Raw genomic sequence first — 26,869 nt, forward strand, 5'->3', positions numbered from 1 at the left:
GAGCGGCGTACTCTGAATAAGTATCCGTCCATATTTTCTTCGCGAGAGTACAGAGTCATGGGTGACGATCAGCTATCCGAGGTGTTCGAGCTCGTGGAGGTCCGCGGGCTGGTGTCGGGCGGGTTCGCCGTCCGCGGACCGTGGGTGGCGCGAGCCGAGCTCGCGGAGACGTTCAAGTTCTTGGCGGTGGTCAGTGGCCGCGCCTGCCTGGTCACCGACGGTGTCGACGCCCCGATCGAACTTCTTCCGGGCGACGTCGCGATCCTGAACAACCGCTCGCGGGTGGAGCTCTCCGGCGGCACCGGCGACGGACCCGTCCAGGAAGTCGTGCCGATCGAGAGTGACGCCACGCTGACCGGCGCCGACTGGACGACGCACGACATCGTCCTCGGCGGCCGGATCGACCTCAACGAAGCCGGCCGGGCCCTGCTGGCCGAGGCCTTGCCCCCGGTAGCGCACGTGCGGGCCTCCAGCACCACCGGCGCCAACCTCCGCGGCAGCATCCACCGGCTCTTCGACGAGGTGGCCGGTCACCGGATGGGCTCGGCCTTCGCGATCCGGCAGCACGCCCAACTACTCGCCCTCGAGGTACTCCGCGCGTATGTCGATCAAGCCGCGCTCCCCTCGGGCTGGCTGCACGTACTCACCGACGAGCGACTGCGCCCGGCCCTCACCCTGATGCACTCACAACCCGACCGGCTCTGGGGACTCAACGAACTCGCCCGCGCCACCGCGATGTCCCGCACAGCCTTCGCGGAACGCTTCCGCGAGGTCGCCGGCATGCCGCCGCGTGCGTACCTGAACCGGTGGCGGATGATGCTCGCCCAACGCGCCCTCCGCGACGGCGACGTCAGCGTCGGCTCCCTCGCCTCCGAGCTGGGCTACGCCTCCGAGAGCGCATTCAGTACGGCGTTCAAACGCGAAGTCGGCGAGTCACCATTGCGCTACCGCACCAAGGCACGCACTCAGGCGTTATCCAACTGAGCGACCAGTTGCGCATCGAGCTCCAGCTCGACAGCACCCAGCGCCTCGTCGAGCTGCGCAACGGAGGACGCACCAACAAGCGGTACGACGCCATGCTGCAGCTGCCACGCGAGTACTACCTGGTTCGTCGTCGCACCAAGCTCACGCGCAGCCTGCCGCAGTGCCTCGAACCGGACGTACGCCGTCGGATGCGCATAACCACGCTCAGCCCAGAAAGGCCGGTCAGGCCGACTGTACGAGCCGGCCAGCAGTGACTGGTAGGCAACGAGCGTCACGTCGGGATGCTCTTCCAGATAGTCGAAGTGCTCGATCCCCGCATGCTGAAGATGCGGTGTGCCCAGACGACGAACCCCCTGCAACGACGGCGGGTTCGGCCACAGGTATGTCGAGTGCTGCTGAATGACGGAGTACTGCGCGACGCCCTGAGCAGCTGCGGTCTGTCGAGCCCGGTCGAGACGCCACGCCGCGGTATTACTGCACCCGATAACGTCAACGACCCCCTCCGCCGCCAGCTGACCGAATGCGGCGACTGTCTCCTCCAACGGAGTACTGCGGTCGTCGATGTGCGCGTAGTACAAGTCGATCCGGTCAACACCGAGCCGACCCAGACTGCCCTTGACTGCCTCACCGACAGCGGAGGCGCTCAGCCCTTCCCACTGGGCATCGCTGGGATCACCAGGCACCGTCGTCCGCGCACCGCACTTCGTCGCGATCACCAGGTCGTCGCGGTTGCCGGGGGACTGCATCCAGCGTCCGAGCAGTTCCTCGCTCTCACCACCATGCCCGAGCCACTGGTTGTAGTTGTTCGAGGTGTCGATGAACGTCCCACCCGCCTCGACGAACCGGTCGAGGATCGCGAACGCGGTGTCGGGTGGCGTCGACGATCCGAAGTTCATGGCGCCCAGGCAGAGCGCGCTGACGGTCCGGCAGTTTCCGATCGTTCGAGACAACATGCACCCCACCCTGCCTTCTAGACCGCACTCGAAGTCAAGGGAAGCCTCAGATCAGCCAGGCGCCGTTTTCCATCAGCACGCGGTCCTTCAGCTCGTTGACCTCACGCCACGCCTGGATCCGGGTCGGCGTGACACGGAAGAACAGGTAGTTCTCCAACGGACGCGGGTCGAAGCCCGACTTCGCTGCGAACGCCTCCCCCTCGGCGTCACTCGGGTCGACGACCTCGACCGTGCCGGTCACATGAATCACGTCGCGAACCTCGCCCAGCGTCAACTGCACCACCGGGTTGGCGTGCAGGTTACGACCGGTCGGATTGGTCCGGGCCGTCGACAGCAGGAAAGTCCCGTCGCTCCAGAGGAACGAGAGCGGCATGAGGTACGGCGTACCGTCCAGTGACGCTGTGGACACCCAGGCGTCCACGTCGTGCTCCAGGCGGTTCAGAGTGTCCTGCTTGCGGTCCGGCAACGACCGGGCTGGTGCCGTCATCACATGCTCCTCGGGATCTGCTGTCACATCTTCTTCACGTACTCCGTCATGCGCATGACGGCACTGGGCCGGTCAGTGTGACAGGTGAAGGATGTGGTTCGAATGGCCGGGGACGACTGGCTCGCAACACGGTTCGAGGAGAACCGGGACCGCCTGCGGGCCGTCGCGTACCGGATCCTGGGCTCCGAACTGGAGGCCGAGGACGCGGTCCAGGAGAGTTGGATCCGGCTCAGCCGCAGCGACTCCGCGACGATCGACAACCTCGGCGGCTGGCTCACCACCGTCGTCGGGCGGATCTGCCTCGACATGCTGCGAACCCGCCGCGGCCGGCCCGAACTGCCCGTCGGCGAACACTCGCCGGCGCTTGCGGACGACGACGTACCGGATCCCGAACTCGAAGCGGTGCAGGCCGACTCGGTCGGTCTCGCGCTGCTCGTCGTCCTCGAGACGCTGTCGCCGGCCGAGCGGCTCGCCTTCGTGCTGCACGACCTGTTCGCCGTACCGTTCGAGGACATCGCTCCGATCATCGGGAAGTCACCGGCGGCCGCGCGGCAGATCGCCAGCCGGGCACGACGAAGGGTCCGGGGTACGCCGGAACCGACCGACGTCGACGTACTCCGGCAGAAAGAAGTCGTGACCGCGTTCCTCGCCGCGGCGCGCGGGGCGGACTTCACGGCGTTGCTCGAAGTACTGGATCCCGAGGTGGTCGTGCGCGCGGACGCGGGGGCGGCGGCCTACGGGACGGAATCGACGCTCGCGGGGGCGGCAGCGGTGGCGCAGGAATTCTCCGGACGGGCGGCCGCGGCGAAACTCGTACTCGTCGACGGAATGCCTGGCCTGGTGTGGATGCGGCGCGGCGAACCACTCGTTGTGTTCTCTTTCACGGTCGTCGACGGGCGTGTCGCCGCGCTCGATCTCCGGGGTGATCCGGAGTACCTCGAAAGTGTTGATCTGGTGACCTTGAAGGGATGACCGGACGGCGTGGCGAGTGGACAGGATCCGTGGGGCTGGTGTGACGAATGGGGTGCCGTTCACGCTCGCCGCACCCGGGCCGCGACGCTGCGGAATCCGGTTTTTGTCCGGGCGGAAAGTGCGCTACTGTTCTGCTCTCGCACCGAGTGGAAACGCTCGAAGCGAAGCGCGGACGTAGCTCAGTTGGTAGAGCGCAACCTTGCCAAGGTTGAGGTCGCCGGTTCGAACCCGGTCGTCCGCTCGGAGAGGGTTCGGCAGGCCACCGTCCTCAGATGTCGAACAGCCTCAGTGGTGGAGTGGCCGAGAGGCGAGGCAACGGCCTGCAAAGCCGTGTACACGGGTTCGAATCCCGTCTCCACCTCGAGAACCACGGTCGGTTCGGGAGTTTCCCGGACGGATGGTTTTCTTGGACGATTGGCGCAGCGGTAGCGCGCTTCCCTGACACGGAAGAGGTCACTGGTTCGATCCCAGTATCGTCCACGAAGCCGAGAGGCGAGGTGTGCCTGCGAAACGCGCAGGCCACCTCGCCTTCGTCATTTGTGCGGCAGCGCTCCGCTCGCCGCAAGCGGGGGCTCCGCCACCCGCACCCCCTGGCGCCTTCGCTTCGCTCGGCTCCGTGGTCGGCCGCCGCAGTCGTCTGACCGCTTGGGGTTCCTCGCCGCCGTTGGCTGACCGGCGTGGGTTTCTCGTCGCGGTCGATTACCTGGTTGGGGTTGCTCGCCGCGGCCTGTGGGACTGCTCGGGTCGGGTTGCCTGTGGAGTGGATCTGCAGGCCATCATAATCGGCCGTGGTCGGCCGGCCTGAGCGTTGACGGGGGCTCGGGAGACGGATTGTGATGGCCTGGGGATTCGGGAACTGGTCGGCGTTCGGGTAGCTGTGAGATCCCGCCGTCCGTCACCCCGCTGGTCGCGCCGGGTTGGGGAGGATGACTGGCCGATTCGGGAGGGTAATCCTCCCCAAACGCGTCGGGGCGGGGAGGGAACGGCGCGGGTGACTGCTCGGTGGGGTGTGGTTGGGTGGGGGGATGGATGGGGTTGGTGGGGTGGCTTGGCCGCCTGGGGTGGTTCGGACTGAGCGGTTGGTGGTTCGGGGGGCTGAGGGGCGGGATCGGGCGGGGTTTGTTGAGTTGTTGGGGTCGGCGGAGGTGCATGAGTATCTCGGCGGGCCTCGGGGGCGGGATGAGCTCGAGCGGGAACTGCCTGCGGTGCCTGAGGAGTGGCCGGGGAGCTTTGTGGTTGAGCTCGACGGGGAGATGATCGGCCAGGTTCTGCTCAAGAGGGCGACTGGGCAGCGGCGGCCGGCGGCTGTCGGGAAGGTCGATCTCGGGTATTTGTTTCTGCCGCGGGCCTGGGGATTCGGGTACGCCGCTGAGGCCTGCGCGGCGGTGCTCGACTGGTTCGACGACGTGCTTCCTGACGAGCCGGTGGTGCTCTTCACCCAGACCGCTAACGTCGCCTCGATGCGGCTCGCCGCGAAGCTGGGGTTCGTTGAGGTGGAGCGGTTTCAGGCGTGGGGCGCCGAGCAGTGGCTCGGCTTGCGACGCCCGAGCCAACCGGTGGCGTGAGAGGCGCCGGGCAGCTGCGACCAGGCCCCCGGCGGGTAGGTGACCGCGTTACATGCGTAGGTACGAGCCGCCGTTGAAGTCGAGGACTGTGCCGGTGGCGAACTCGGCCTCGGCCGAGGCCAGGTACAGGATTGCCGCCCCGACCTCCGACGGATCGGCCACTCGTTCCAGCGGGCTCTCCAGGCGGCGTCGGTCGTAGCCTTCGCCTGCGAGGTTCACCGCGGCCATATCGGTGACGGTCCAGCCCGGCGCGATCGCGGTGACCGCGATACCTTCCGGGCCCAGCGCGCGGGCCAGGGACTGGGTGAACGAGACGATCGCGGCCTTCGACGCGCCGTACGCCGGCTGGTTCGGCTCGCCGCGGAAGGCGCCGCGGGACGACACGTTGACGATCCGGCCGCCGCGGCCCATGTGCCGGACCGCGCACCACGTGACGTTGGACGGGCCGACGAGGTTCACCGCGAGCGTGTCCGCCCACGCCTGCTGCCACTCGGCGTACGTCGTCTCGCGGATGCGGTGCGGGTGATACACCCCCGCGTTGTTCACCAGTACGTCGATGCCACCCAGCGCCGCTGCGGCGTCAGACACCATCGACTCGATCGCGTCCGGATCAGCCAGATCGGCCTGTACGGCGACGTGTCCCTCCCCCGGCAGCTCTTTCACCACCTGGGCCGCGGCGTCCGGCGACGAGCTGTAGTGGACGGCCACCCGGTCTCCGGCGGCGGCAAACGCGTGAGCGGTCGCCGCACCGATTCCTCTGGAAGCGCCTGTGATCAGGACTGCACGATCCATGCCCCGATCCTTTCACTACGGCCGCGGCTTGATGTCCCTGCGGTACGACTTGCTGGCCCGCACCCAGTCCTTCTTCGCCTGCGCACGCACCCGCGCGTCCGCACGACGAGCCATGTACGCCGCCTCGCGCTGCAGCTTCACCCAGCTGTCATAGCGCCGGTACGGCAACGAGCCGTCGTCGAGAGCCGCCCGTACCGCGCAGTCCGGCTCCATCACGTGGGAGCAGTCCTTGAACTTGCACTGCTCGGCCAGCTCCGTGATGTCCGGGAACGCCGCGGCCAGCCCCTCCCCGGACTCCTGCAGACCGATCCCCCGCAGCCCAGGCGTGTCGACGACGACCCCACCACTCGGCAGCACGATCAGCTCGCGCCGTACCGACGTATGACGGCCCTTGCCGTCCTCCCGGATGTCCTGCACGTCCAGCAGCTCGACGCCGGCCAGTGCGTTCACCAGTGACGACTTGCCCGCCCCACTGGACCCCAGCAACGCCAGCGTCGCGTCCCCGTCCAGCAACGCGCGTACGTCGTCCAGGCCGGCGCCAGTGGTCGCACTGCACACCAGTACGTCGGCACCGGGCGCGGCACCCGCCACGTCCTCGGCTACGAGCTCGGCGTCGGTGACCAGGTCGGATTTCGTGAGTACGACGACCGGGCGCGCGCCGCTCTCCCACGCCAGCGCCATGAAGCGCTCGATGCGGACGATGTTCGGCTCCGGGACCAGTCCGACGACGATGGCGATCACGTCGACGTTTGCCGCGAGCACCTGTCCACGCGACGACCCGCCGACCTCGGCCCGGATGATCGACGTACGGCGTGGCAGCACCGACTCGACCGTGATGCGGTCGTCGGGCCAGAACCGCAGTACTACCCAGTCCCCGGTGCACGGGCCGGCCTGAGGGTCGGCTGCGATCGCGGCGAGCAGTGCACCGGACCAGCCGGCGCGGACCGGCCCGTCCGCGGTGAAAACGGTCGCCAGGCCTTTGTCGACCCGGGCGACCCGTCCCGGGACCAGTTCGTCCGGGACAGACTGCAGAAGTTCGGCCGTGGAGCTGTCGAGTCCCAGGGCCTGGAGTGTGGCTGACATGCGGCGAACCTTTCGGAGGGTCCGGCCGCGAGATCAGCTCAGCGGACGGACGAGGTGGGAGACAACGGCCCGTCGGGCCAGTTCATAGCTCATGGCGGGTTGCCTCCCTTCCAGTCCTTGCGGTCCAGCCAGGACCGTGTTTCGCGATGCCGTCAGCCTAGGTCGTCGGTCTCACTCTGCGCACCGGATTTTCCGACCGACGCCCGCTTCCGCTCTCCATTGGGCTCCGGCTCCACCGCAGGCGCCTTGGCCTCCGCAGCAGGCTTAGGAGCAGGCTTAGGAGCGGGCTTCGGTGCGGGCTCAACCTCAGGCTTCCGCGCAGGCTCCGCTTCAGGCTTCGGCGCAGACTTCGGCGCGGGCTGCGGTCTCGGCTCCGAGAGCTTCTCGATCTTGCGAGCCGCCTCCGCCTCCGGCCGCTCGTCGGACTCGACCGGCGTCAGCGAGTGCGAGTGCTCGTGGTGCCGCTCCGGCTCGGCCCTCATCACCGGCTCGACCTCGGCGTCCTCCTCCGCCCCAGCTGCAGCCTTCACCTCAGCGACATGCGCCTTGTGCGGCCACAGCCGGTCCACGACCGCGTTCAAGGCAGCACCGATCAGCACAGCGATCGCGGTCATGTACAGCCACATCAGTACGGCGATCGGCGCGGCCAGCGGCCCGTAGATCGACGTACCGCCGACCGTGCTCTGCAGGATCCAGCGGAGCACGAAGCTGCCGAGGATCCAGATCGACAGCGCCAGGAAGGACCCGGGCAGGTCGGACACCCACGGCGTCCGGATCGGCACCGACAGGTGGTACAGCGTGTTCAGGAAGCCCGCGGACAGGATCGTGACCACCGGCCAGTACAGCTGGTTCAGGAAGTCCAGCCGGTGCGGCAACAAGGCATCGACCGCGTTCGGTCCGGCCAGCACCAGCGGCAGGACGATCACGCCGATGATCAGCGCGGCGCAGTACAGGCTGAAGGACAGCGCGCGGGTGCGGACGATGCCGCGCTTGCCGCCCATCCCGTACATGATCGTGATGGTGTCGACGAAGACGTTCAGCGCGCGGCTGCCGGACCACAGCGCCAGCACGAAACCGATCGAGATCACGTCCGGCCGGCCGCCGTTCAGCACCTGGTCGAGCGTCGGCGCGATCACGTTCTTGATCGAGTCGTCGGTCAGCGCCCGGGCGGCCAGATCGACGATCTGCTGCTTGATGTCGTTGATCGTCTCGACCTCGAACCACTTGCTCGCGATGTAACCGAGCGATCCGGCGAGCCCGAAGATCAGTGGCGGCAGCGAGAGGATCGCGAAGAACGCCCCCTCGGCCGCGAGACCGGTGACCCGGTAGCGCAGACAGACTCCGATGGTCTGGGTGAGCAGCTTCCAGGTCGTCGCGGGGATCCTGCGAACCCATGTCAAGGAGAGGAAGCTCCCTCTCGCGGGTCCTGCCCCAGAACGTGCCATACCGCTTACCGTACTGACATGGCGGACCCATTCGCGGTAACGAACCAGGCTCCCCCACTGCGGGGCGTGAACTTCTTCACCCGCGACACGGCACTTGGTGACGCTCTGCGTCCGTACGCCGGTCCCGCGGCGGACCTCGCCGCTGACCCCGGTCTGCACCGAATCGGCGAGCTCGCAGGCTCCGAGGAGGCCCTCGCGCTCGCCCTCCCGGCAAATCAGAACCCGCCGGTCCTGCGCACCCACGACCGCTACGGCCACCGCGTCGACGAGGTCGATTTCCACCCCGCGTGGCACTGGCTGATGGAGCGGGCCGTCGGTTTCGGCCTGCAGGCCGCGGCGTGGACCAGCGAGCGCCCGTCCCCGCACCTGACCCGGGCCGCCGGGTTCTACCTGTGGTCCCAGGTCGAGCCGGGCCACGGCTGCCCGATCTCGATGACGTACGCCGCGGTGCCCGCGCTCAAGGCCGACGAGCGGCTCGCGAAGGAGTGGATCCCGCAGCTCGCCTCGACCGAGTACGACGTACGGCGCCTGCCCGCGGCGGAGAAGAACGGCGTACTCGCCGGGATGGGGATGACCGAGAAGCAGGGCGGCTCGGACGTCCGGGCGAACCTGACGACCGCGACGCCGACCGGTGCCGACGGCGAGTATCAGCTCAACGGGCACAAGTGGTTCTGCTCGGCGCCGCAGGTGGACGTCTTCCTGGTGCTCGCCCAGGCGCCTGAGGGGCTGAGCTGCTTCGTCGTACCGCGGGTTCTTGCCGACGGCAACCGGAACCCGTTCGCGCTGCAGCGGCTCAAGGACAAGCTCGGCAACCGGTCGAACGCGTCCAGCGAGGTCGAGCTTCACGGCACCGTCGGGTACCGCCTGGGTGACGAGGGTGCCGGTGTCCGGACGATCATCGAGATGGTCGCGGCGACCCGGCTGGACTGCGTACTCGGCTCGTCCGCGCTCCAGCGGCGGGCGCTCGTCGAGGCGATTTGGCACACGCAGCACCGGAGTGCGTTCGGTGGGTTGCTCGCCGACAAACCCGCGATGCAGAACGTGCTCGCGGACCTGGCGATCGAGAGCGAAGCAGCCACAGCGCTCGGCATGCGTCTCGCCGCGGCAGTCGATGCTTCTCTCGGCGGCGACGAGCAGGAGCGCGCCTTCCGGCGGATCGCGTTGCCGTTGGCGAAGTTCTGGGTGTGCAAGCGGACGCCGTTCATGGTGGCCGAGGCGCTCGAGTGCCTCGGCGGCAACGGGTACGTCGAGGAGTCGGGCCTCCCGCTGCTCTATCGGGAGTCGCCGCTCAACTCCATCTGGGAGGGTTCGGGCAACGTCAACGCGCTCGACGTACTGCGGGCGCTCCGCCGGCCCGAGTCGTTCGACGCCTGGCTGCTCGAGGTCGGCGCCGCGCAAGGAGCCGACGCGCGGCTGGACGCGGCGGTGAACGACGTGCTGCAAGCGCTTGCCGACCTCGAGAACGCCGAAGCCGGTGCACGTCGGCTGGCCGCCCAGATGGCGCTGTGCCTGCAGGCTTCGCTGCTGATCCGGCACTCGACACCCGCGGTCGCGGACGCGTTCGTCGCGGCGCGGCTGGCCAACGACTGGGGTGGTGTGTTCGGCACGTTGCCGCGGACGACGCCGTTCGAGCAGATCGTCACGCGCGCGATAGGGTGAACGCGTCGCGACTGGCGCGCTGAAGGTGGAGAACCACCGGGGAGCGAAACCCGTCGGCACCGTGCGCCTGGGTGCCTTCGACCCACTGCAAGCAGGAGAGACAACGATGCCTCAACCCACCGACAACACCGCGTCCTTCGACGCCGCCGCCGCGTCGGCAGCGTACAACAACGCGCTGCAGGTGATCGCCGCGGTCGAGCCGACCATCGCCGGCGCGATCCGGTCCGAGCTGGCCGACCAGCGCTCCTCGCTGAAGCTGATCGCGAGCGAGAACTACGCCTCCCCCGCCACCTTGCTGACGATGGGCAACTGGCTGTCGGACAAGTACGCCGAGGGCACCATCGGGCACCGCTTCTACGCGGGCTGCCAGAACGTCGACACCGTCGAGCAGACCGCCGCGGATCACGCGACGGCGCTGTTCGGCGCACCGCACGCGTACGTCCAGCCGCACTCCGGCATCGACGCGAACCTGGTCGCCTTCTGGGCGATCCTGGCGCAGCGGATCGAGTCCCCGGCGCTGGCCGAGGCGGGCGCGAAGCACGTCAACGACCTGACCGACGAGGACTGGACCAAGCTCCGCAAGGCGCTCGGCGACCAGAAGATGCTCGGTATGTCGCTGGACGCCGGCGGTCACCTCACGCACGGGTTCCGGCCGAACATCTCCGGCAAGATGTTCAACCAGCACTCGTACGGCACCGACCCGGAGACCGGTCTGCTCGACTACGACGCGGTCGCCGCGGCGGCGCGTGAGTTCAAGCCGCTGATCCTGATCGCCGGCTACTCGGCGTACCCGCGCAAGGTGAACTTCGCGAAGATGCGCGAGATCGCGGACGAGGTCGGCGCCACGCTGATGGTCGACATGGCGCACTTCGCCGGTCTGGTCGCGGGCAAGGTCTTCACCGACGACTTCGACCCGATCCCGCACGCGCACGTCACCACCACGACCACGCACAAGTCGCTGCGCGGCCCGCGCGGCGGCATGGTGCTCTGCCAGCCGGAGTACGCCGAGTCCGTCGACCGCGGCTGCCCGATGGTCCTCGGTGGTCCGCTCAGCCAGACGATGGCCGCGAAGGCGGTCGCGCTGGCCGAAGCGCGGCAGCCCGCGTTCCAGCAGTACGCGCAGGCGGTCGCCGACAACGCGGTCACGCTGGCCGAGGGGCTGATGAAGCGCGGCGTGAAGCTGGTGACCGACGGGACCGAGAACCACCTGGTGCTGCTGGACGTCTCGTCGTACGGCATCACCGGCCGGCAGGCCGAGTCGGCGCTGCTCGACGCGGGCATCGTGACCAACCGGAACGCCGTACCGCGGGACCCGAACGGCGCCTGGTACACCTCCGGCGTCCGGATCGGTACGCCGGCGCTCACCACCCGCGGGTTCGGCGGCGACGAGTTCGACCGGGTGGCCGAGCTGATCGTGGACGTGCTGTCCGCGACCACGCCGACCACCACGGCCGCCGGTGCTCCGTCGAAGGCGAAGTACGTGCTGGCCGACGGGGTCGCCGACAAGACCAAGGCCGCCTCGGCCGAGATGCTCGACAAGTTCCCGCTGTACCCGGGCCTCGAGCTCAACTGACCCTCAACTGATGACTGCCTGCCCGCTCTCGCTCTGCTGAGGGCGGGCAGCTCTCTTCGGCATCAGTACGGCGGCGAGAATCGCGCCGACGACTGCGATCCCGCCGGACACCCACATCGTGGTGTTCAAGCTGGTCATGAAGGCATCGCGTACGTCGTTCAGCAGCCCCGCGGAGCCAGTCTTGGTCGCGACTGCAAGCCCACCGCCGAGACTCTTCTGCACCGCATCAGCAGCCTGCGCCGGGAGTCCTGTGGTGTCGACGTTGGTGCGGTAGACCGAGTTCAGCACGGTCCCGAGGACGGCGACGCCGACCGTGCCACCGACCTGCCGGAAGGCCTGCAGCAGACCTGACCCGGTGCCGGCCCGCTCCGGGTCGAGGACGCCGAGCGCCGCGTTCATTGCCTGCGGCATCGAGCAGCCGAGGCCGAACCCGACCACCACGAACCAGATCGCCGTGTACCCGTACCCGGTGCCGAGATCGGTGAAGGCCCCGAGCACGAACCCGACCGCCATCACCACGAAGCCGGCCATCACGACCAACCGGGTCCCGACCCGCGCCTCCACCGGCTCGGCGAGCTTCGCACCGATCGTCATGCCACCGATGAACGGCAGCAGCTTCAGCCCGGTGTGCAACGCGTCCGACCCGTTGATGCCCTGGAAGTACTGCGGCATCGTGAACAGCAACCCGAAGATCGCGAACACCGACACTGTCAGCAGTACGGCGCCCCCGGTGAACACGCGCTCGTGGAACAACCGCAGCTCGATCAACGGCGCACTGTTCCGCCGCTGCCAGATCAGGAACCCGGCGATCAGGACGACGGCCAGCGCGAGGAACAGCAGCGTCACGCCACTCGTCCACGAGGTCTCACCGGCCTTCGTCACGCCGTACACGAGCGCGGCCAGTCCGGCACTGGACAGCAGGATCCCGAGCCAGTCGATCGCTGGCCGGTTCGCGCTCCGGCTCTCCGGGACGAGCACCGTCACCGCGAGCGCGGCTAGGAAGGCGATCGGGACGTTGATCACGAAGATCCACTGCCAGCCGGCGTGGTCGAGGAGCAATCCGCCGACGATCGGGCCGAGCGGCATACCGATGCTGTTGGCAACGACGAAGAAGCCGATCGCCTTCTTCCGGTCCACCTCGGTGCGGAACAGCACGGTAATCAGCGACAGCGCGACCGGGACGATCATGGCGGCGCCGATCCCGAGGAACGCCCGGGAGGCGATCAACGCCCCGGCCGAGTCGGACAGCGCGCAGGCGAGCGACGCGAGCCCGAACAGGCTGAGCGCGATCGCAATGATCTTCCGGCGGCCGAACCGGTCGCCGAGCAGACCGGCCGGCAGGAGCAGCGCGGCGAGCACGAGGTTGTAGCTGTTCGCCATCCACTGCAGCTGGCTGGTCGAGGCGTCCAGGTCCTGGGCGAGCGTCGGCAGCGCGACGTTCAGCACGGTGGTGTCGAGGCCGAGGACGAGGACGGCGAGACAGAGTGCGATGAGGACACCGAAGCGGCGGGCGCCGGTGAGCGTCGGCGTGGAGGTGTCGGTGGTCGTGGTCATGGGATGCAAAGTATCAGAAGTTTGTGATAGTTGCGATAAATCAAATTACTGTAAGCTTCAACCATGGCGTCCGCACCGAGTCCGGAAGAGATCAGTCAGTTCGTCGAGCGGTTCGCCGGGGTGCTGGCGAACAGCGGCGTACCGACGATGTCCGCGCGGGTGATGGGCGCGATGCTGGTCAGCCCGAACGGCACGATGACCGCCGCGGAACTCGCCGACCGGCTGAAGATCAGCCAGCCCGCCGTCTCGGGTGCGGTCCGCCAGCTGCTGCAGGTCTCGTTCATCTCGCGGGAGCGGCTGCCGGGGTCCCGCAAGGACCACTACCGGATCCGCGAGGACGTGTTCGCCGCGATCCTGGAGCGCCGCAACCAGGCGCTCAGCGAGTGGGAGTCGACCAGCCGCTCGGGCGCCGCGCTCTTCGGCGCGGACTCCGCCGTCGGCGTCCGGCTGACCGAGGCCGCCGACTTCTTCGCCTTCATCCACACCGACATGGACCTGATGATCAAGAACTGGCGCGCGGAGCATCCGGGGTGAATCGCCGCGCGGCGAAGCAACTCGCCGGTACGGCGTGGCTGAACAGCGACTACCGCATGGCGTGGGAGACCCGCATCATGCGCCGCCGCGTCCCGCTGTACCGCGCCGCCATCGCCGCGCTGCGTGCACTGAACACCGTCACCGGCGGCCCGAACCGCCCGTCGCTGAAGGTCACCCGCTGGGAGCGCGTCGCTCCGCACGACGGCACGTTCGTGATGGACAAGCTCGAGACGATGACCGGGCGCACCGACCACCCGATCACCTCCCGGGCCGAGCTACGCGCCCGGACGTCGTTCGCGGCCCGGCTAGCGCGCGATCTCCGCCGACGAGTGGCCGCAGATCATCGCCGAGTACGACCGGCGCCGGCGGGGCGAACCACCGCAGTACCACTATGTCGGCCACCGGCCGCTGAACACGGCGTCGCACGCGCTGATGGACGAGGCCTGGGTACGCGGCGAGCTACCGACCGATCCGTACCGGGCGTGGAACGTGCTGAAACTCGAGGACGACGGGGCGCTCTACAGCGAGTTCTTCACCCACGGCAACGCACGCGGGTACGCCGGCGGCGAGACGAACCCCGGTTTTCAGCGGGGCCGGATCATGTTCGACGTCAACTGGCGGCAGACCGCGACGCTGACCCGCGAGCGGCAGATCCTCCGGCGCAGCCGCATCCTGCGGGCCAAGGAGCTCGTCAGACTCGCTCGCATCGAGCTCACGGAACTGTTCCGGCCGCCTCGGGAGACCGGCCCATCCGCAATCGCGGCAGCGCAGGACGTCTACACGCCAGAGGTCGTGGCGGCCGTCGCCGACTTCGTGAAGCCCGAGCCGCTCCGCTCCCCCACCGCCCGCGGCGAGACGACACCGAACCTGACCCGCGCGGCCGCCATCGACGTCGCGAACACCGTCGCCAGGGCGCTCCCGCCCACGGTCAACGGCCGGGCGGCAGCAGCTCTGCCTGAAGCCGACGGGCAACTTCCAGCGCAACCTCGTCCGCCCCATGCGGAGCAACAACCTGGGCACCCACCGGCAGTCCGTCCGACAGACCGGCCGGCACACTCACCGCGGGATGACCGGTCACGTTGAATGCCCAGCACGGATCACCGGTGACGATGCTCGCCTCGTGCTGGTCGTAGCCGTGGGCAACAGTCAACGTGGTCGGTGTGACCAATGCGTCGACCTCCGCGAACAGATCGGCCAGCGCCGTGTTGTTGTGATCGCGCACTTCCCGGGCCCGACGCGCCGCGGCAGCCTCCGCGCCGCGCCCATTGTCCAACCCCGACAACACCGGCCACGCCTCGTCCGTCGGCGCCAGCTCCAGCGGTACGTCGACCAACTCGACGTCAGCCAGCGCCAACCGATCCCGAACCACCCGGTCGACACCGGGATCGGCCGGACACGACCCGAGCGTCGAGTGATACGCAACGCGCAGTACCGCAGCTGATCGCGCCGGAACCGGCCAGTGCGCCAGAGCGGTCGGGTCGAGGCGGTGCGGGCCGCTGGCAATGCTGGTCGCGAGGACGACGTCGTCGAGATCCGCGCCGATCAGCCCCGCCGTCGTCAAGCCGCCGAGCCCGCGTCCACCCGGCCGCGGGATCCGGCCGTACGTCCCCTTGAACCCGACGATCCCGCAGAACGACGCCGGGATCCGCAGCGACCCGCCACTGTCCCCACCCGTCGCCAGCGGTACGACGCCGGCCGCCACGGCCGCCGCTCCGCCTGCCGTCGAGCCACCAGGTGAGCGCGTCACGTCCCACGGGTTGCGGGTGTAGTCACGCCCGTTCCACCCGAACGTCTGCGAGATCGCACCAGGACGGGCCCGCGTCGACCGGCCGATCGGAATCGCCCCGGCCGCGATCAACCGAGTCAGGACCGGCGCGTCTGGCGGCGTCCGTGACTTGATCAGGAACGGCACCCCGGCCAACGGCCCGGTCGGCTCCAACCGCTCCGCCGCCGCTCGGGCACCGTCAGCATCCAGTTCGTCCAGGAAATGCAGCACCGGATCCAGCCGCCGAGCAGCATCCAACGCCGCCTCCACCACCTCGACGGCGCTCACACTCCCCGACCGCACCCGCCCCGCAGTCCCCCGAGCCGTCATCCAGCCGCCCTCCCCGGCAGCTCGACAGGACGTATACGTGTACTACACGCCGATCGCGGGCCATCGCACGCCTGACGGCCCGCCAGACCTTCCGGCAGTGGACGTATACGTACTGTCGAGCTGCCGGGCATCGGCGTTGTCATCCCGCGACGAGGGTGTAGGCGAAGGCGAGGCGGCGGTCCAGCCAGTCGGACCTGATGGTGATGAGGGTCGTGCCTTCGGAATACATGGCGATCTCTTTTCCGGAGCGCCACTCGAGCGTGCGGACCCTTGCCGGTTGGTCGCCGCCCTCGTCGCCTACACCTGTCAGCCCGTCGACTATGCCGACAATGAGCCGACTCACTGCCTTCGCTGCGAGGCGGGCCGGCGTACCGCTGAGCCAATCGGTCCGGCCGACCAGCGCCGCATGGCCGGGTTGCTCGATGCGCCAATTGGGTCGGAGCAGTGGGCGGGACGACGGCAGGCGCTCGATCGTGCCGACGGTCTCTGCGTGGGCGTCCGCCACCGTCCAGTGATTCTCGCCCGACGGGGACACCGAGCAGAGCAGTTCGTTCAGCTCGGCGTCGAGGTACAGCGAGCGGTCCCTACCGACGTACGCGCACGGCCTGAAGACCCGGTCGTCCCGGGGGCCCTCGGGAATCCGGATCGCGTTCGGGCCCCACTCGATGCGGTTGCGGGTACGGGTCGCCGGCCGTTCGACGTTTCCGAGAGTGAATTCACCGACGTTCTCCCAACCGGCCACCCGACCGAGCTTAGGCGACCAGCGGGTTCTCACTCGTGGGGAACGAGGGTGTCGAGATGCATCGCCAGGATCGCTCGAAGTCGATCGGGGGTTGCGACCTCGGGCCGGGTCGCGGCATGGACGGCCAGGCCGTCGAGCACGGCGTGAAGCCGGTCCGCCTCCCACTGGACATCGACCTGGTCGCCGGCGATCGCGGTCACCCAGCGGCGGCAGCCGGCGCGCAGCGCGTCGTGGCTCCGCTGGGCACACTCGCGCAGTTCCGGGTCGACCAGTGCGCGCGCGGTGAACGCCAGCCAGACGGCATTCTCCTTCTGGCGTTCCTCGTCGAGCGGCAGGAGTTCGACGAGGAACCGCTCCGCGGTCGCGCGTGGATCACCGCCCGGATCGAGCGCATCGAGGCGCCGCTCGATGCGCTCGACCACCTGATTCATCGCGAAGACCAGCAGTTCGGCCTGCGTACTGAACAGGTGGCGTAACGAGCCGTTGGACAGCCCGGCCTCGCGAGCAACGTTGCGGACCGACGCGTGCTCGAGTCCGTCGCGAAGGATCACCTGCCAGGCCGCCTCCGCGAGGTACTGACGTCGTTCCACGGCATCGACGATCTTCGGCATGGCTTTTTATAGCACAACTGTGCTAGCTTGTGGCCGCCTAGTACAGCTGTACTAACAAGGAGCCTCATGCCCGTTGCGACTGCCCCCTTGCGCCCGTGGTCAACGCTTGGCGGCCTCGCCCGCCGGCGCAGCGTCCGGATCACTACGGCGGTCTGGCTTGCCGCCAATCTCGCCGTTGTGGTCGTCGCGGGCGAGTCGCTGCCGTTCGGCTGGCCGGACGTGCCGGGTTCGACGGTCGACCACGTGCTGAACACCAACGTCGGGATGCTGACGATCTTCGGCTTGATGGCGGTGACCTGCCTGCTGACCAGACACCGCGTCCGGCCGGACCTCGCCGCCAGGGCACCGGACCTGGCGACCACGCGCCGGGAGACGGTCCTGTTGCTGGCGTACGGCGCAACGGCTCTGGTTCTCGGGTACGGCGTCGCTCGGTTGTTCGGCTGGCATCCATTCGGGCTGCACCTGGCCGGCTCGATCTTCGGCACCCACGACCATGTCACGCCGGCCGAGGCGATCAGCTGGGCGAGCTACAACGTCGTGATCTACGCAGTACTGCCGCTGGCGTACTTTCGCCGCAAGTACTCGGCGGAGCAGTTGAACCTCGTGTCCGGCGACCGGCGTGGCGACGCCCGGGTGATCGTCGTCGTGCTGCTCATCGAGTCGGCTCTTCAGTTCGCCACCTTGACGACGGCTTTCGGGCGACTCACCACCGGGCAGTACGTCGTCGGGCTGCCCCTCACCTTCGTGCTCTACCTGGCCGGGGGCCGTCCTGCCGGCGATGGTGTTCGTCTACTGCATCCTGGTGCCGCGGTTCCTGAAGCTGACCGGTTCGACCGCCGCGACCGTCATTCTCGGCGGCGTCACGTACACCGTCCTGCATCTGTGGGACGCGTGGACGGTGCTGACCTCGCCCGTCAACTGGCTGTTGTCGATCATCTTCTTGTTCTTCACCTATTTCGGCCCGGGAATGATGAAGACGGTGCTGACCGTGCGCACCGGAAACGCCTGGACGCACGTCTGGGCCTATCACGCCGTTGCGCCGCACACCATCATCGATACGCCACATGTCGTGGAGATCTTCCGGGTGAAGTGATCACACCCGGCGGCACTATATCGAAACCGACCAAGGAGACAATCACCATGCGCAAGATCATCGTTTCGACCTACGCGACCCTCGACGGCTACATCGACAATCCGCACGAATGGTCGTTGCAATACTCCGACGAGCAGTCCCAGCAGGCCGCTTTCACTCTCACCCTCGCTGCGGACGCCCTGCTGCTGGGCCGGGTCACCTACGACGGCATGGCCGCCGCCTGGCCGAACATGGGCGGCAACCCGTACGCCGATCACGTCAACGCCCTCACCAAGTACGTGGTCGCCTCCGAGCCCGTCGACACCACCAGATGGAAGCCCACTGTCGTCATCCCGGGCTCCGATCTGGTCACCGAGATCACCAAGCTCAAGGATCAGGACGGCGGCGACATCCTCATCTGGGGTACCGGCCGGCTGACCGACGCCCTCGCCGAGGCCGGGCTGCTCGACGAGTACCGGATCTGGCTCTGCCCCGTGATCAAGGGCGACGGCGAGCGGCTCTTCCGGCCGGAGAGCGCCGCCACACTGAAACTGACCGATTCCACCACTTTCGATTCCGGCATGGTGGTCCTGACCTACAGCCCTGTTGCCCAGCACTGATCGGTGACCGGAAGGAAGAGCATGCAGAACGACGTGACCAGCTATATCGACAACGGGCTCCCCTGGCAGATAACGGTGTGCGAGAAACTGCGAGAGGTCGTGCGTCAGACCATTCCCGATGTCGAGGAGAAAATGCAGTACGGCAAACCGCATTTTCTCAAGAACGAACAGCACGCCGCCGTTATCCACGTTGCCAAGAACAAGGTCTCCTTCATGGTGTTCAACGCCGCACAGGTCGACCCCGTCAAAGGTGTGCTGAGATCCCTGGGCAACGGCGATCGGAAGAGTGCCGACATCAGCGAGAACCAGGATGTCGACTACGAACTGCTCGCTGACATCCTCAGCAGGACGAGCAGCACTCTCTAGACCCACCCGAGTGTGGGCCCGCTCCTAGGCCCGCACTCGAGTGGCGGCCCAGATCACCAGGATCGCGAACAGGATGCCGACCAGCACACAGGCGACCAGGATGCTGGACAGGCTGATCAACGCACCGAAGCCGACCATCGCGACTGGCATCAGGGCCTCGTCCGACAGGTTCACGATGCTGTAGCTCCGGCCCAGGTACGTCGGGTCCACGGACTGCTGGAACGCCGCCGACAACTGTGCCGACGCGATCCCCGCCGTACAGCCGATCATCGCCATCGCGACGAAGATCGCGAGCTTCGGCACCAGGCCGATCATCGCGCAACCGGCCGCCTGGACCACGAGCGCGAGCAGACCGGAACGCGCCAGGTCGGCCGGCTTCCAGCGGATCGCCACCACGGCCCCGACCGCCGCCGCAACGCCGGAGCAGGCCTCGAACGCCCCGAACCACCCCGAGCCCCAGCCCTCCGCGTGTGTTCGTTGCACCAGACCGACCGCGAGGATCGGGCCGACGCAGAGGTTCAGTCCGGAGAAGGCGATCACCAGCGTTCGCGCGCGGACATCACGCTTCAGGTAGGCGAAGCCGTCCCGCAGGTCGGCGCGGATCGATCGGCCGCCGGACACCGGCTGCGGAAGCCGCGGCTTCACCAGGAACGCGAGCGCCACCGCGATCACCGCGAACGATGCCGCGTCGACGATCATCACCGTGGCCAGGCCGCCGTGCGCGACCAGCAGACCGCCGAGCGGCGCACCCGCGAAGATCGCCAGCCGCTGGGCAAGCTGTGTCCCGGCCGACAGCTTCACCAGGTCCTCCGATCGGACCATCCGCCGCGGCAGCGTCCCGGAGGCCGGCGTGTACAAGGCGTCGACCGCACCGAACACGACCGCCACCGTGAGCAGCGCAGCGAGGGACAGACCCCAGATCGACACCACCGCCGCCGCCACCGCGAGTACGACGATCCGGGCGAGGTTGGCGAGGATCATCGTCCGGCGGCCGTCGAAGCGGTCCGCGAGCGCGCCGCCGTACAGGAGGACGAGTGCCTTGGGGAGCGCTCCGATCCCCATCACGAGACCGGCGCCGGCCGGGGTCGTCACCTGGGCGGCGCTCCAGGCGAGGCCGACGTACCAGGCCATGTCGCCGGCCTGCGACACCGCGGCCGACATAATCCATCCGTGCACCCGACGGTCTCTCCGGAGCGGCGGGAAGGCCGTCGTCGTCATGGCCGGGCCGGGACCGCGTGTGCGAAGAAGAAGACCCGGTGCGCATCCGGGCCGTCGGCGGGGTTGTCGTAGTACTCGCGGACGAGGTCCTCGACCCGCTCGCTCAGCTCGACGAGCTGTTCCGGCGTCAATGTGAGCCATCTCTCGGTCGCGTACGCCGCCCGCACCCAGGGCTCGTCGAACTCGTACCGGATGTCGAACCACTGACGCACTTTGCCGACGTGATGGGCCAGATTCTCGCCCTCGGCACTGGTGGCGACCAGTTCGGCCGCCGGATCACCTTGGGCGTCGGCGACCGACCACGAGTACTCCGAGGTGTCGCCGAGCTTCCACCAGCGCTCGCGACGGGTCCTGGCCAGTTCAGGCGCTTCGACGATCACGCCCGCGGACGCGAGAACCTTCAGGTGATGGCTGACATTACCGACAAGTTCTCCGGTCGCCTCGGCCAGCCGGGACGCGGTCGCGGGACCGTCGACGTGCAGCAGGTCGAGCAGCCGGCGGCGTAGTGGGTGGTGCATCGCGGCGAGCACGGACGGCGTTGCGGACCGTCTGTTCGGAGGTGTCATGAACGGCACCCTAGCTTTCACAAGAAAGCTTGCACAAGAGCTCTTGTACGACGAACCCGGCGCTCGAATCAATCTCCACCAGGCTGCTAGAGATAGCCACATCGTGAGATCTGGTCTCAGAATGTAGGAATGGGAGTTGATTTGTCAGGCGCTGACGCTGACGCTTGTGGACATGCTCGCTGCCCGATCCACCCACCTCGTAGGTCGCATTCATGTCGACCTCGGGCGGATGCGCAGCGCCATCTGTTGTCCTTCGATGTTCTGACAGCCACCCTGCCCGGGCCAACGACGGCCCCCTGATCACCCCCGATCACCGCTGGGTGCGCACCGCGCGGAACGCATCGAACCGACGACGCTTCGAGCCTTCCGGCCTCGGTGAGCACCTGTCACAAGGACAAGGACACGCCCCCGATGACTGCTGGCGTCACCTCCGCTGCCCGTAAGCCCGCCCGCCCCCGCAAGGGCAAGGGCGAAGGTCAGTGGGCGCTCGGCTACCGCGAGCCGCTGAACAAGAACGAGGAGAACAAGAAGAACGACGACGGCCTGAACGTCCGGGCCCGGATCGAGAACGTCTACGCGCACCGCGGCTTCGACTCGATCGACCCCGCCGACCTGCGCGGCCGGTTCCGGTGGTGGGGGCTGTACACCCAGCGCAAGCCCGGGATCGACGGCGGCAAGACCGCGACGCTCGAGCCGGAGGAGCTGGACGACCGCTACTTCATGATGCGGGTCCGGGTCGAGGGCGGGCAGCTCAGCACCGAGCAGCTGAAGGTGATCGCCGAGATCTCCATCGAGTACGCGCGCGACACCGCGGACATCACCGACCGGCAGAACATCCAGCTGCACTGGATCCGGATCGAGGACGTGCCGGCGATCTGGCAGAAGCTGGAGGCCGTCGGGCTCTACACCACCGAGGCCTGCGGTGACGTACCGCGCGTCGTGATCGCCAGCCCGGTCGCGGGGATCGCCGCGGACGAGATCATCGACCCGTCACCGGCCATCGACGAGATCGTCGAGCGCTACATCGGCAGCGACGAGTTCTCCAACCTGCCGCGGAAGTTCAAGACCGCGCTGACCGGTCACCCGTCGCACGACGTCGTACCGGAGGTCAACGACATCGCGTTCGTCGGGGTCGTGCACCCCGAGCACGGGCCGGGCTTCGACCTGTGGGTCGGCGGCGGACTGTCGACCAACCCGATGCTCGCGCAGCGACTGGGGACCTGGATCCCGCTCGACGAGGTGCACGAAGCCTGGTGGGGAGTCACCAGCATCTTCCGCGACTACGGCTACCGCCGGCTGCGGACCCGGGCCCGGCTGAAGTTCCTGGTCGCCGACTGGGGCGTGGAGAAGTTCCGTGAGGTGCTCGAGGACAAGTACCTGAAGCGGAAGCTGATCGACGGCCCGGCGCCCGAGGTGCCCGCGATCCAGGGTGACCACGTCGGCGTGCACAAGCAGAAGGACGGCAAGTACTACGTCGGCGTCGCGCCGGTCGTCGGCCGGGTCTCCGGTACGACGCTCACGAAGGTCGCGGACGTGGTGGCGCGGCACGGGTCGGACCGGATCCGCACGACCGCGCAGCAGAAGCTGCTGGTCCTGGACGTCGAAGAGGCCCAGCTCGACTCGCTGATCGCCGAACTGGACGCGCTCGGGTTCCGGGCGAAGCCGTCGGCGTGGCGACGCAACACGATGGCCTGCACCGGCATCGAGTTCTGCAAGCTGGCGATCGTCGAGACCAAGGGGAAGGCCGCACAGCTGATCGAGGAGCTCGAGGAGCGGATCCCCGAGCTCGACGTACCGATCACGGTGAACCTGAACGGCTGCCCGAACTCCTGCGCCCGGATCCAGACCGCCGACATCGGCCTGAAGGGCCAGTTGGTACTGGATGCCGACGGCAAGCAGGTGCCGGGCTACCAGGTGCACCTCGGTGGCGGCCTCGGCCTGGACGCCGGCTTCGGCCGGAAGCTCCGCGGCCACAAGGTCACCGCCGACGGCCTCACCGACTACGTCGAGCGCGTCACCCAGAACTACCTGAAGGAGCGCAACGAGGGCGAGCGCTTCGCCCAGTGGGTCACCCGTGCGGATCAGGAGGCACTCCAATGAGCGAGCGCGCAGCACCTCTTTACTGCCCCTACTGCGGGGACGAGGACCTTCGTCCTTCCGAGGAGGGCCATGGCGCGTGGGAGTGCCGGCCGTGTGCACGGGTGTTCCAGCTGAAGATGATCGGACTGCGGGTGACGGTGGAATGAGTACTGATCTGAAGACGATCGCCGAGGAGGCGAACGAGCGGCTCGCGGACGCGTCGGCGGTGGAGGTACTGGCGTGGGCGCGGGAGACGTTCGGTGACGAGCTGGTGGTGACCGCCTCGATGGCCGACGGCGCCCTCCCCCATCTCGCGGCGCAGGCGGCGCCCGGGGTCGACGTACTGTTCCTCGACACCGGCTACCACTTCGCCGAGACCATCGGGACCCGGGACGCGGTGGCGGCGACGCTGCCGATCCACCTGATCAACGCGCTTCCGAAGCAGACGGTCGCGGAGCAGGACGCGGAGTACGGCGAGAAGCTGCACGACCGCGACCCGAACAAGTGCTGCGCGCTGCGCAAGGTCGAGCCGCTGAACCGGTACCTGTCCGGCTACAAGGCCTGGGTCACCGGCATCCGCCGCGAGGAGGCGCCGACCCGCGCCAACACTCCGGTCGTCGAGTACGACGAGAAGCGCGACATGGTGAAGCTGAACCCGATCGCGCCGTGGACGCAGGACGACCTGGACACCTACATCCAGGACAACGGCGTACTCGTGAACCTGCTGCAGTACGACGGCTACCCGTCGATCGGCTGCGAGCCGTGCACGCAACGCGTCGAGCCCGGCCAGGACCCGCGCAGCGGCCGCTGGTCGGGCACCGGCAAGGTGGAATGCGGGTTGCACACATGAGCGCGACGGTGACAGAGCTCGATGCTCTGGAAAGCGAATCCGTCTTCGTGTTTCGTGAGGTGGCGGCGGAGTTCGAGCGGCCGGTGATCCTGTTCTCCGGTGGTAAGGACTCGATCGTGATGCTGCACCTGGCGCGGAAGGCGTTCGCGCCGGCCGGGGTGCCGTTCACCTTGCTGCACGTCGACACCGGGCACAACTTCCCCGAGGTACTCGCCTATCGCGACCGGGTCGTGCAGGAGCTCGGGTTGCGGCTCGAGGTCGCCGGCGTCGAGGACTACATCGCCGACGGCCGGCTGCGCGAGCGCTCCGACGGAACGCGGAACCAGCTGCAGACGATTCCGTTGCTCGACGCCATCAACGCGCACCGGTTCGACGCCGTGTTCGGCGGCGGGCGACGCGACGAGGAGCGGGCCCGGGCCAAGGAGCGGATCTTCAGCCTGCGTGACGAGTTCGGGCAGTGGGACCCGCGCAACCAGCGTCCGGAGCTGTGGTCGCTGTACAACGGCAAGCACCGGCCCGGCGAGCACGTACGGGTGTTCCCGCTGTCCAACTGGACCGAGCTCGACGTCTGGAACTACATCGAACGCGAGCAGATCCCGCTGCCGAGCATCTACTACGCCCACGAGCGGGACGTGTTCGAGCGCGACGGCATGTTGCTTGCCGTCGGCCCCTACTCGCAGCCGCGCGACGGCGAGACCGTCGCGCCGCGGGTGGTCCGGTACCGGACCGTGGGCGACATGTCCTGCACCGGCGCCGTCGCCTCCGTCGCGACGACGCCCGCCGAGGTCGTCGTCGAGGTCGCGGCCAGCACGATCACCGAACGCGGCGCGACCCGCGCCGACGACCGGGCCAGCGAGGCCGCGATGGAAGACCGCAAGCGAGAGGGGTACTTCTGATGAGCAGCACGACACACACCCTCCTGCGCCTGGCCACCGCCGGCTCGGTGGACGACGGCAAGTCGACCCTGGTCGGCCGGCTGCTGCACGACTGCAAGGCGATCCTCGCCGACCAGATCGCGCACGTGAAGACGGTCTCCGAGGCCCGTGGCGGTGACTTCGACTTCGCACTGCTCACCGACGGCCTGCGCGCCGAACGCGAGCAGGGCATCACGATCGACGTCGCCTACCGGTACTTCGCCACCGACAAGCGCTCGTTCATCCTGGCCGACTGCCCCGGACACGTGCAGTACACCCGCAACACGGTGACCGGCGCCTCGACCGCGGACGTGGTGATCATCCTGGTCGACGCGCGCCACGGCGTACTGGAGCAGACCCGGCGGCACCTGGCCGTGGCCGGCCTGCTGCGGGTGCCGCACGTCGTACTCGCGGTGAACAAGATCGACCTGGTCGGCTACGACGAGGCCGTGTTCACCAAGATCGCCAAAGAGGTCAACGAGGTCGCGGACCACCTGGACATCGCCGACGTCCAGGCCATCCCGGTCTCCGCCCTCGTCGGCGACAACGTCGTCGAGCGCTCCCCCCGGACCGAGTGGTACGACGGGCCCACGCTGCTCGAGCTGCTGGAGAACGCGAACGGCCGCACCGACACCTCGCAGCAGCCGATGCGGTTCCCGGTGCAGTACGTGATCCGGCCGCAGACCGACGACGAGTACCGCGACTACCGCGGCTACACCGGAACCGTTGCCTCCGGCACCGTCACGGTCGGCGACCCGGTGATCGTGCTCCCGGCGGGCCGCCGTACCTCGATCGCCGGCATCGACCGGCCGGTCGTCACCGCCACCTCCACCGCGGTGGCCGAGCGGCCGTCCGCGATCGCCGGCGAAGCGGTCACCGTCCGGCTCGCCGACGACATCGACGTCGCCCGCGGCTCGGTGATCGTCGCGGCCGGGGCCTCCCCCGGCACCCGCCGGGAACTGGCCGGCACCGTCAGCTGGCTGTCCGACCGGCCACTGACCGTCGGGGCCCGGGTGCTGATCAAGCACACCACCACCACCGCGCAGGCGATCGTCACCAAGATCACCGGCGCGCTGGACCTCGACACGCTCGGAGTCATCGACGCCACCGAGCTCGGGCTGAACGACATCGGCAAGGTGCAGCTCAAGGTCGCCGCACCGCTGGCCGCCGACCCGTACTCCAGCAACACCATCACCGGATCGTTCCTGCTGATCGACGCCCACGACGGGTGGACGCTCGCAGCCGGCATGATCGACGACGAAGAAGGGGAACTGCTGTGACTGCTCCAGCGCTCGTGATCCTCGCCCACGGCAGCCGCGACCCGCGCTCGGCCGCCACCGTCCACTCGCTCGTGAAGTGCCTGCGCGAGATGCGTGACGACCTGCGGATCGAAGCCTCCTTCCTCGACCACTGCCCGCCCACGCCGTACCAGGTGATCGGCAAGCTCGCCGCCGAAGGGGTCGAAGAGGTCGTCGTCCTGCCGCTGCTGCTGTCCGAGGCGTTCCACGCGCGGGTCGACGTGCCCGCGGTGGTGGACGAGGCGCGCTCGCGGTTCCCCGGTCTGCGGATCATCGCCTCCGAGGTCCTCGGGTACGACGACACGCTGCTGGACGTGATCGATCGCCGGATGCGAGCCGAACTGAAGGACGGGCGGGTGCGCGAACTCGACGCGCTCGTGCTCGCTTGCGCCGGCTCCAGCGACTCGCACGCGAACGCCAGCGTCACCCGGCTCGCGCGGCTCTGGGGTCAGCGGCACAAGCTCCCCGTGACCGCCGCGTTCGTCTCGGCCGCGTCGCCGTCACCCGCCGAGGCCGTCCTGCAGTGGCGCCTCGAGGGCCGTCGGCACGTGGCTGTGGGCTCGCTGTTCCTGGCCCCGGGTGTGCTCCCGGACCGGGCCGAGTCCACCGCTCGCCGTGCGGGTGCAGTCGCGGTGTCGCGTCCGCTGGGCGTCAGCGCCGAGGTGGCCCGCCTGGTCCTCCTCCGCTACGGCGTCGCCGGCCTCGACCTGCTGACGCTCGAGCCCGCGCCGCGCCCGGTCATCGCCCGCCCGGAGCTGGTCCGCACCGCGTAAGACCGGATCTGCCCCACTCACCAACCCCGCTCGGAGCGGCTCGCGGAGCGCATCGTGAGCGTGC

Annotated in this window: 26 protein-coding genes, 3 tRNA genes and 1 riboswitch; of the genes, 16 read left to right on the forward strand and 13 right to left on the reverse strand. The window is 68.4% G+C overall.

The window, feature by feature from the left end; translation table 11 throughout:
• Window positions 1-57 precede the first annotated feature (57 nt).
• A complete protein-coding gene (locus AC0662_RS09195; RefSeq protein WP_478299566.1) occupies window positions 58-984 on the forward strand; it encodes an AraC family transcriptional regulator in 927 nt (308 codons plus the stop codon).
• Here the strand turns inward: AC0662_RS09195 and AC0662_RS09200 are convergent.
• Together AC0662_RS09200 and AC0662_RS09205 are read right to left on the reverse strand one after the other, a co-directional pair.
• Window positions 966-1,937, reverse strand: a complete 972-nt coding sequence (locus AC0662_RS09200) for an aldo/keto reductase (protein WP_478299568.1) — start codon at window positions 1,935-1,937, stop codon at window positions 966-968. The two genes, AC0662_RS09195 and AC0662_RS09200, sit on opposite strands and share 19 nt — an antisense overlap.
• 46 nt (window positions 1,938-1,983) lie before the next feature.
• Window positions 1,984-2,424 (reverse strand): pyridoxamine 5'-phosphate oxidase family protein, encoded by a 441-nt coding sequence (locus tag AC0662_RS09205; RefSeq protein ID WP_452204927.1) that lies wholly within the window; start codon window positions 2,422-2,424, stop codon window positions 1,984-1,986.
• Window positions 2,425-2,526: 102 nt separating this feature from the next.
• Between AC0662_RS09205 and AC0662_RS09210 the strand changes: the two genes are divergently transcribed.
• The 5 genes from AC0662_RS09210 to AC0662_RS09230 all read left to right on the forward strand — a co-directional run bounded on the left by AC0662_RS09210 (window position 2,527) and on the right by AC0662_RS09230 (window position 4,961).
• Window positions 2,527-3,396: a sigma-70 family RNA polymerase sigma factor gene (locus AC0662_RS09210; RefSeq protein WP_452204925.1), complete on the forward strand. Its 870-nt coding sequence runs from the start codon at window positions 2,527-2,529 to the stop codon at window positions 3,394-3,396.
• A 168-nt stretch (window positions 3,397-3,564) separates the two neighbouring features.
• Window positions 3,565-3,637, forward strand: a tRNA-Gly gene (locus tag AC0662_RS09215).
• A gap of 49 nt (window positions 3,638-3,686) precedes the next feature.
• A tRNA-Cys gene (locus AC0662_RS09220) sits at window positions 3,687-3,757 on the forward strand.
• 47 nt (window positions 3,758-3,804) lie between these two features.
• A tRNA-Val gene (locus AC0662_RS09225) sits at window positions 3,805-3,876 on the forward strand.
• Between the two features lie 545 nt (window positions 3,877-4,421).
• Complete coding sequence (locus AC0662_RS09230; RefSeq protein WP_452203653.1) at window positions 4,422-4,961, forward strand: GNAT family N-acetyltransferase; 540 nt, start codon at window positions 4,422-4,424, stop codon at window positions 4,959-4,961.
• A 48-nt stretch (window positions 4,962-5,009) separates the two neighbouring features.
• Here AC0662_RS09230 and AC0662_RS09235 read toward each other — a convergent pair whose 3' ends face one another.
• The 3 genes from AC0662_RS09235 to AC0662_RS09245 form a co-directional block, all read right to left on the reverse strand.
• Window positions 5,010-5,753 (reverse strand): SDR family NAD(P)-dependent oxidoreductase, encoded by a 744-nt coding sequence (locus tag AC0662_RS09235; protein WP_452203652.1) that lies wholly within the window; start codon window positions 5,751-5,753, stop codon window positions 5,010-5,012.
• A gap of 15 nt (window positions 5,754-5,768) precedes the next feature.
• Entirely contained in the window at window positions 5,769-6,836 is a 1,068-nt protein-coding gene (gene rsgA / locus AC0662_RS09240; protein WP_452203651.1) for a ribosome small subunit-dependent GTPase A, read from the reverse strand.
• Window positions 6,837-6,988: 152 nt separating this feature from the next.
• A complete protein-coding gene (locus AC0662_RS09245) occupies window positions 6,989-8,236 on the reverse strand; it encodes a YihY/virulence factor BrkB family protein (protein WP_478299571.1) in 1,248 nt (415 codons plus the stop codon).
• Window positions 8,237-8,299: 63 nt separating this feature from the next.
• Between AC0662_RS09245 and AC0662_RS09250 the strand changes: the two genes are divergently transcribed.
• Both AC0662_RS09250 and AC0662_RS09255 read left to right on the forward strand, forming a co-directional pair.
• Window positions 8,300-9,940: an acyl-CoA dehydrogenase family protein gene (locus AC0662_RS09250; RefSeq protein WP_478299573.1), complete on the forward strand. Its 1,641-nt coding sequence runs from the start codon at window positions 8,300-8,302 to the stop codon at window positions 9,938-9,940.
• Window positions 9,938-10,020, forward strand: a riboswitch (ZMP/ZTP riboswitch). (Overlaps the previous gene by 3 nt.)
• A 26-nt stretch (window positions 10,021-10,046) precedes the next feature.
• Window positions 10,047-11,513: a glycine hydroxymethyltransferase gene (locus tag AC0662_RS09255; RefSeq protein WP_478299575.1), complete on the forward strand. Its 1,467-nt coding sequence runs from the start codon at window positions 10,047-10,049 to the stop codon at window positions 11,511-11,513.
• 3 nt (window positions 11,514-11,516) lie between these two features.
• Here AC0662_RS09255 and AC0662_RS09260 read toward each other — a convergent pair whose 3' ends face one another.
• Window positions 11,517-13,067: a DHA2 family efflux MFS transporter permease subunit gene (locus tag AC0662_RS09260; RefSeq protein WP_478299577.1), complete on the reverse strand. Its 1,551-nt coding sequence runs from the start codon at window positions 13,065-13,067 to the stop codon at window positions 11,517-11,519.
• 63 nt (window positions 13,068-13,130) lie between these two features.
• Between AC0662_RS09260 and AC0662_RS09265 the strand changes: the two genes are divergently transcribed.
• On the forward strand, window positions 13,131-13,601 hold the full coding sequence (locus AC0662_RS09265; RefSeq protein ID WP_452203646.1) for a GbsR/MarR family transcriptional regulator: 471 nt from the start codon (window positions 13,131-13,133) through the stop codon (window positions 13,599-13,601).
• Window positions 13,602-13,650: 49 nt separating this feature from the next.
• Here the strand turns inward: AC0662_RS09265 and AC0662_RS09270 are convergent, their stop codons facing one another.
• The 5 genes from AC0662_RS09270 to AC0662_RS09290 all read right to left on the reverse strand — a co-directional run bounded on the left by AC0662_RS09270 (window position 13,651) and on the right by AC0662_RS09290 (window position 17,049).
• Window positions 13,651-13,824, reverse strand: a complete 174-nt coding sequence (locus AC0662_RS09270) for a hypothetical protein (protein ID WP_478299579.1) — start codon at window positions 13,822-13,824, stop codon at window positions 13,651-13,653.
• A 553-nt stretch (window positions 13,825-14,377) separates the two neighbouring features.
• Window positions 14,378-14,527, reverse strand: a complete 150-nt coding sequence (locus tag AC0662_RS09275; RefSeq protein ID WP_478299581.1) for a hypothetical protein — start codon at window positions 14,525-14,527, stop codon at window positions 14,378-14,380.
• 2 nt (window positions 14,528-14,529) lie between these two features.
• Complete coding sequence (locus AC0662_RS09280) at window positions 14,530-15,696, reverse strand: amidase (protein ID WP_478299583.1); 1,167 nt, start codon at window positions 15,694-15,696, stop codon at window positions 14,530-14,532.
• A 139-nt stretch (window positions 15,697-15,835) separates the two neighbouring features.
• Complete coding sequence (locus AC0662_RS09285; protein WP_478299585.1) at window positions 15,836-16,438, reverse strand: hypothetical protein; 603 nt, start codon at window positions 16,436-16,438, stop codon at window positions 15,836-15,838.
• Window positions 16,439-16,467: 29 nt separating this feature from the next.
• Entirely contained in the window at window positions 16,468-17,049 is a 582-nt protein-coding gene (locus tag AC0662_RS09290; RefSeq protein ID WP_478299587.1) for a TetR/AcrR family transcriptional regulator, read from the reverse strand.
• 243 nt (window positions 17,050-17,292) lie between these two features.
• Between AC0662_RS09290 and AC0662_RS09295 the strand changes: the two genes are divergently transcribed.
• Window positions 17,293-18,741, forward strand: a complete 1,449-nt coding sequence (locus AC0662_RS09295; protein ID WP_478299589.1) for a dihydrofolate reductase family protein — start codon at window positions 17,293-17,295, stop codon at window positions 18,739-18,741.
• Between the two features lie 21 nt (window positions 18,742-18,762).
• Window positions 18,763-19,107: a DUF1801 domain-containing protein gene (locus AC0662_RS09300; protein WP_452203640.1), complete on the forward strand. Its 345-nt coding sequence runs from the start codon at window positions 18,763-18,765 to the stop codon at window positions 19,105-19,107.
• A gap of 24 nt (window positions 19,108-19,131) precedes the next feature.
• Here AC0662_RS09300 and AC0662_RS09305 read toward each other — a convergent pair whose 3' ends face one another.
• Both AC0662_RS09305 and AC0662_RS09310 read right to left on the reverse strand, forming a co-directional pair.
• Window positions 19,132-20,325, reverse strand: a complete 1,194-nt coding sequence (locus AC0662_RS09305) for an MFS transporter (protein WP_478299591.1) — start codon at window positions 20,323-20,325, stop codon at window positions 19,132-19,134.
• Window positions 20,322-20,891 carry a winged helix-turn-helix domain-containing protein gene (locus AC0662_RS09310; RefSeq protein WP_452203638.1) on the reverse strand — a complete coding sequence of 190 codons (570 nt, stop codon included), beginning with the start codon at window positions 20,889-20,891 and terminating at the stop codon, window positions 20,322-20,324. Before AC0662_RS09310 ends, AC0662_RS09305 begins: the two co-directional genes overlap by 4 nt.
• Window positions 20,892-21,302: 411 nt before the next feature.
• Here AC0662_RS09310 and AC0662_RS09315 point away from each other — a divergent pair, with 411 nt between their 5' ends.
• From AC0662_RS09315 to AC0662_RS09335, 5 genes are all read left to right on the forward strand, one after another.
• On the forward strand, window positions 21,303-22,991 hold the full coding sequence (locus AC0662_RS09315; RefSeq protein ID WP_478299593.1) for a nitrite/sulfite reductase: 1,689 nt from the start codon (window positions 21,303-21,305) through the stop codon (window positions 22,989-22,991).
• A gap of 142 nt (window positions 22,992-23,133) precedes the next feature.
• Window positions 23,134-23,820, forward strand: a complete 687-nt coding sequence (locus AC0662_RS09320; protein ID WP_452203636.1) for a phosphoadenylyl-sulfate reductase — start codon at window positions 23,134-23,136, stop codon at window positions 23,818-23,820.
• Window positions 23,817-24,716 carry a sulfate adenylyltransferase subunit CysD gene (cysD, locus tag AC0662_RS09325; RefSeq protein WP_478299595.1) on the forward strand — a complete coding sequence of 300 codons (900 nt, stop codon included), beginning with the start codon at window positions 23,817-23,819 and terminating at the stop codon, window positions 24,714-24,716. Before AC0662_RS09320 ends, cysD begins: the two co-directional genes overlap by 4 nt.
• A complete protein-coding gene (locus AC0662_RS09330) occupies window positions 24,716-26,014 on the forward strand; it encodes a sulfate adenylyltransferase subunit 1 (protein ID WP_452203634.1) in 1,299 nt (432 codons plus the stop codon). The genes cysD and AC0662_RS09330 overlap by 1 nt, the downstream gene beginning before the upstream one ends.
• Complete coding sequence (locus AC0662_RS09335) at window positions 26,011-26,805, forward strand: sirohydrochlorin chelatase (protein ID WP_452203633.1); 795 nt, start codon at window positions 26,011-26,013, stop codon at window positions 26,803-26,805. Before AC0662_RS09330 ends, AC0662_RS09335 begins: the two co-directional genes overlap by 4 nt.
• The last annotated feature ends 64 nt before the right edge of the window (window positions 26,806-26,869 follow it).

Source organism: Kribbella sp. NPDC043289 (assembly GCF_056436705.1).

What these genes read in the sequence shown, in the direction of transcription:
- AC0662_RS09255 (WP_478299575.1), top strand. Translation starts at nt 10,047, where the DNA reads ATGCCTCAACCCACCGACAACACCGCGTCCTTCGACGCCGCCGCCGCG.
- rsgA (WP_452203651.1), bottom strand. Translation starts at nt 6,836, where the DNA reads ATGTCAGCCACACTCCAGGCCCTGGGACTCGACAGCTCCACGGCCGAA.
- AC0662_RS09260 (WP_478299577.1), bottom strand. Translation starts at nt 13,067, where the DNA reads ATGACCACGACCACCGACACCTCCACGCCGACGCTCACCGGCGCCCGC.
- AC0662_RS09290 (WP_478299587.1), bottom strand. Translation starts at nt 17,049, where the DNA reads ATGCCGAAGATCGTCGATGCCGTGGAACGACGTCAGTACCTCGCGGAG.
- AC0662_RS09210 (WP_452204925.1), top strand. Translation starts at nt 2,527, where the DNA reads ATGGCCGGGGACGACTGGCTCGCAACACGGTTCGAGGAGAACCGGGAC.
- AC0662_RS09235 (WP_452203652.1), bottom strand. Translation starts at nt 5,753, where the DNA reads ATGGATCGTGCAGTCCTGATCACAGGCGCTTCCAGAGGAATCGGTGCG.
- AC0662_RS09205 (WP_452204927.1), bottom strand. Translation starts at nt 2,424, where the DNA reads ATGACGGCACCAGCCCGGTCGTTGCCGGACCGCAAGCAGGACACTCTG.
- AC0662_RS09320 (WP_452203636.1), top strand. Translation starts at nt 23,134, where the DNA reads ATGAGTACTGATCTGAAGACGATCGCCGAGGAGGCGAACGAGCGGCTC.
- AC0662_RS09230 (WP_452203653.1), top strand. Translation starts at nt 4,422, where the DNA reads ATGGATGGGGTTGGTGGGGTGGCTTGGCCGCCTGGGGTGGTTCGGACT.
- AC0662_RS09305 (WP_478299591.1), bottom strand. Translation starts at nt 20,325, where the DNA reads ATGACGACGACGGCCTTCCCGCCGCTCCGGAGAGACCGTCGGGTGCAC.
- AC0662_RS09250 (WP_478299573.1), top strand. Translation starts at nt 8,300, where the DNA reads ATGGCGGACCCATTCGCGGTAACGAACCAGGCTCCCCCACTGCGGGGC.
- AC0662_RS09195 (WP_478299566.1), top strand. Translation starts at nt 58, where the DNA reads ATGGGTGACGATCAGCTATCCGAGGTGTTCGAGCTCGTGGAGGTCCGC.
- AC0662_RS09315 (WP_478299593.1), top strand. Translation starts at nt 21,303, where the DNA reads ATGACTGCTGGCGTCACCTCCGCTGCCCGTAAGCCCGCCCGCCCCCGC.
- AC0662_RS09330 (WP_452203634.1), top strand. Translation starts at nt 24,716, where the DNA reads ATGAGCAGCACGACACACACCCTCCTGCGCCTGGCCACCGCCGGCTCG.
- cysD (WP_478299595.1), top strand. Translation starts at nt 23,817, where the DNA reads ATGAGCGCGACGGTGACAGAGCTCGATGCTCTGGAAAGCGAATCCGTC.
- AC0662_RS09200 (WP_478299568.1), bottom strand. Translation starts at nt 1,937, where the DNA reads ATGTTGTCTCGAACGATCGGAAACTGCCGGACCGTCAGCGCGCTCTGC.
- AC0662_RS09265 (WP_452203646.1), top strand. Translation starts at nt 13,131, where the DNA reads ATGGCGTCCGCACCGAGTCCGGAAGAGATCAGTCAGTTCGTCGAGCGG.
- AC0662_RS09280 (WP_478299583.1), bottom strand. Translation starts at nt 15,696, where the DNA reads ATGACGGCTCGGGGGACTGCGGGGCGGGTGCGGTCGGGGAGTGTGAGC.
- AC0662_RS09310 (WP_452203638.1), bottom strand. Translation starts at nt 20,891, where the DNA reads ATGACACCTCCGAACAGACGGTCCGCAACGCCGTCCGTGCTCGCCGCG.
- AC0662_RS09300 (WP_452203640.1), top strand. Translation starts at nt 18,763, where the DNA reads ATGCAGAACGACGTGACCAGCTATATCGACAACGGGCTCCCCTGGCAG.